The 3,118-nt window shown below is 58.4% G+C and carries 4 protein-coding genes; 1 reads left to right on the top strand and 3 read right to left on the bottom strand.

Annotated features, from left to right (window positions below; genetic code table 11):
• Positions 1 to 239: 239 nt before the first annotated feature.
• A complete protein-coding gene (locus tag ACFFAR_RS29210; protein ID WP_062002623.1) occupies positions 240 to 680 on the bottom strand; it encodes a CBS domain-containing protein in 441 nt (146 codons plus the stop codon).
• Between the two features lie 311 nt (positions 681 to 991).
• Between ACFFAR_RS29210 and ACFFAR_RS29205 the strand changes: the two genes are divergently transcribed.
• On the top strand, positions 992 to 1,954 hold the full coding sequence (locus tag ACFFAR_RS29205; RefSeq protein WP_174365460.1) for a chemotaxis protein CheW: 963 nt from the start codon (positions 992 to 994) through the stop codon (positions 1,952 to 1,954).
• Between the two features lie 149 nt (positions 1,955 to 2,103).
• Here the strand turns inward: ACFFAR_RS29205 and ACFFAR_RS29200 are convergent, their stop codons facing one another.
• Positions 2,104 to 2,373, bottom strand: coding sequence for a hypothetical protein (locus ACFFAR_RS29200; protein ID WP_062172357.1), 270 nt, complete (start codon positions 2,371 to 2,373; stop codon positions 2,104 to 2,106).
• Between the two features lie 271 nt (positions 2,374 to 2,644).
• Positions 2,645 to 3,082, bottom strand: a complete 438-nt coding sequence (locus ACFFAR_RS29195; RefSeq protein ID WP_062003633.1) for a response regulator — start codon at positions 3,080 to 3,082, stop codon at positions 2,645 to 2,647.
• Between the last annotated feature and the right edge of the window lie 36 nt (positions 3,083 to 3,118).

Raw genomic sequence — 3,118 nt, 5'->3', positions numbered from 1 at the left:
GCGTGTGCCTGCGGAGCGGCTTCGGATGGCGTTGGGGATAGTTCGGCGGGCGTCATGAATGGCGCTCCTGTCAGGTCGGATCGAGCACGCTCGATGATTGAACGGGTGCGTCGCCAGCCATTGCCGGGCAGCCGTCGCGGCGCCCGACAATTATAACAATTAGCTTACATTTTCTTCCGCCAATAAAAAGACGCGCGGCTTGCCGCCCCGCGCGCCTGCAAAGCGACTACAAACGCCGGCTACATATGTTCGCCGCGTATATAACCTTCGAGTTGGTGGATGGTGAGCTCCTGCTCGGACATGATGTTTTTCACCAGGTCGCCTATGGAAATCATCCCCACGAGTTTTTCGCCGTCGATGACCGGCAAATGGCGCATGCGTTTTTCGGTCATCAGCGCCATGCAGTCGTCCGTGGTCTGCTCAGGGCGCACGAAACGCACTTGCGAAGTCATGATTTCGTGCACCGGGGTCTGCCGCGAAACCCGGTCCATCAGCACCACTTTGCGCGCGTAATCGCGCTCGGTCATGATCCCGACAATGGCCTCGCCGTGCGTCACGATCAGCGCGCCGATATGCTTTTCCGCCATCATGACGATGGCGTCGTAGACCGAAGCCGTGTCGGCAATCGTGAAGATGGTGTGATCGGGTTTCGAATTAAGAACTTGTGCGACTGTTGCCATCGAACGCCTCCGTTGAACCGCGCGACGCCTGCCGGACTGCAGGGCGTACCACATGGGGCCACGTCTTGCCTTACATGAAAATTACCCAGCCCATTCAAAAAGTATAGGCCACCTGCCGGTTGCCCGGACGCTCGAAAACACGGGTTTTAGTCCGTCCAAGGGTCAATCCCGATACGGCAAACTCGATATGCGCACAGCACGGTAACGCTGCGTTCATAAACCCGCAAAATTGAGCTTCAGTTTCCCTGCACCGCGCCGCTAATCAGGAACCGGCTGGTCAAAGCCCGGCATAAATCGAACAGGAGAACATTTTGAGCAGCTCACAACACGACATCGAACAGCGGGTTCGGCTCGCAGGCAACAACATGTTCGAGCTGCTCTTGTTCCGCCTGGGCGAAGCGCCCGGCTCGGAGCAGCGCGAGCTTTACGGCATCAACGTGTTCAAAGTGCGTGAGATTCTCGCGATGCCCGAGATCACCGTGGTCGCCGGCGCGAATCCCGAAATCCTCGGCGTTGCCGATATCCGCGGTCAGATCATTCCGGTCATCGATCTGGCGCAGGTGACGGGTTGCCAGCCGAAAAACGGTCCGAAGATCCTGCTCGTGACTGAATTCGCGCGTACCACGCAAGGTTTTGCCGTCGAAGAAGTCGACGATATCGTGCGGCTGGAGTGGAACCAGGTTCTATCGGCCGAATCGCATTCGAGCGGGCGGACCGTGACGAGCTTCGCGCGGCTCGACGGCAACGTGGACGGTTCGCGGCTCGCGCAAGTGCTCGACGTGGAGCAGATCCTGCGCGACGTCCTGCCGTCGACAACTGCAGACGAGATCAACGAGTCCAGCACGGGCCGCCTGGTCCTGAAGCCCGGCACGAAGGTTCTCGCCGCCGATGATTCCGGCGTCGCCCGCAGCCTGATCGAGCAGAGCCTGAACGCGATGGGCGTGTCGTTCATCATGACCAAGAGCGGCCAGGAAGCGTGGAATGTGCTGGAAGACCTGCAGCGCAAGGCCGAGTCGGAAGGACGGCTTGCATCGGATGAAATCGCGCTGGTGCTGACTGATCTGGAAATGCCGGAGATGGACGGCTTCACGCTCACACGCCGCATCAAGGCGAACGCCGGCATGCAGGCCATTCCGGTGGTAATCCATTCGTCGCTGTCGGGATCAGCGAACGAGGAACACGTGCGCAAAGTGGGCGCAAACGCGTATGTATCGAAGTTTGCGCCGGCCGAACTCGCGACCGTGATGCGCAACGCATTGAAGACCGGCACCTGAAGCATTTCGTCCGGCCTCGACGCAAAAGCGCCAATGCCCGCTGGACGTAAGTCCAGCGGGCATTGGCGCATTACACGGTCATTCAGCGAAGCTTTACGCGATCAGGACGGCTTGATGTTTGCCGGTTGTGCGCGCAACAGCACGAAGACTTATTGACCGAAGAAAACTGCTTGCGACTTGCTGGTGCCGTCACGGCTCGTCGAACCCGACTGCGTCAGCGACTTCGAGCCACCGTAAGCATTTGCATCGGCATTACGGCTTTCAGCAGCCAGCGTTTGCGTGTTCTGGCCTTGTTGCGAAGCCGGAGCACCGACCGAAGGACGATACGAAGGCGCCGGGCCGTAGCCGCTGGCAAAAGCCGGAACAGCGATAGAAGCGGTAGCGGCGATAAGCAAGGATGCGAGAAGGTTCTTTTTCATGATGAGCTCCGATATTGGGTAGACGTACGACTGTTCACAAGGCGTTGCAGCGGTCTTGCTAATGCGTCGTTGCTGCTTCGTCGATGAAATGCAGTGTATACCCCTACTATCGGTTTTTTATCCCCATAAACTTCAATACACTATTCAGGATCGAAGAATAATCAGGCGGATGGAGTGCGCCGGGGAAACGCCAGAAGCAAGCCTGTAAAAGGCTTGCGGCGACAGGTTTTGGGGACAAATGAAGTTGAAAACCGACTTTCGGCGACCGGTTTCAGTGAACTTGCACGATCTGACCAATCAACTTGACCAGGACGCCGGGCGCGTTGCCTTTCTGGCAGTAGCCATCGAAGCCTGCGTGAACGCCCTTCGAGCGCACGTAGTCTTCCCCAAGCGCCGTAAAAGCGATAATTCCCGCATTACGGGTGGGAGAGATTCGGCGTAAAACGCGGGCAGTGGCGAACCCGTCGTGCTCCGGCATGCTGATGTCGAGCACGACGACATGTGGAACCCAACCATCGATTGCCTGTAGCGCGTCTACACCGCTCAGCGCAAAGCGAGTGTCGCAGCCGTCTGCGTTGAGCGCGGCAGCGAGACCTTCGGCGCTCGCGGCGTTGTCATCGACAACCAGGATTCGCCACTGCTCATGGTCTGCGTCGACGTTGCGGCTCGTCCACAGCGCGCATTTGGGGGAGTAGGAAACTGAAAGCATTGACCGCTCTATATTTTGCAGGTGCAGCAACTGCAG

Source organism: uncultured Caballeronia sp., from assembly GCF_964243625.1.
In the GTDB taxonomy this organism is placed as follows: Bacteria; Pseudomonadota; Gammaproteobacteria; order Burkholderiales; family Burkholderiaceae; genus Caballeronia.
This window is presented reverse-complemented; position numbering and strand designations above follow the sequence as displayed.

Excerpts from the sequence above, each read along its gene's own strand:
- ACFFAR_RS29210 (WP_062002623.1), bottom strand. The coding sequence starts at position 680 with ATGGCAACAGTCGCACAAGTTCTTAATTCGAAACCCGATCACACCATC.
- ACFFAR_RS29200 (WP_062172357.1), bottom strand. The coding sequence starts at position 2,373 with ATGAAAAAGAACCTTCTCGCATCCTTGCTTATCGCCGCTACCGCTTCT.
- ACFFAR_RS29195 (WP_062003633.1), bottom strand. The coding sequence starts at position 3,082 with ATGCTTTCAGTTTCCTACTCCCCCAAATGCGCGCTGTGGACGAGCCGC.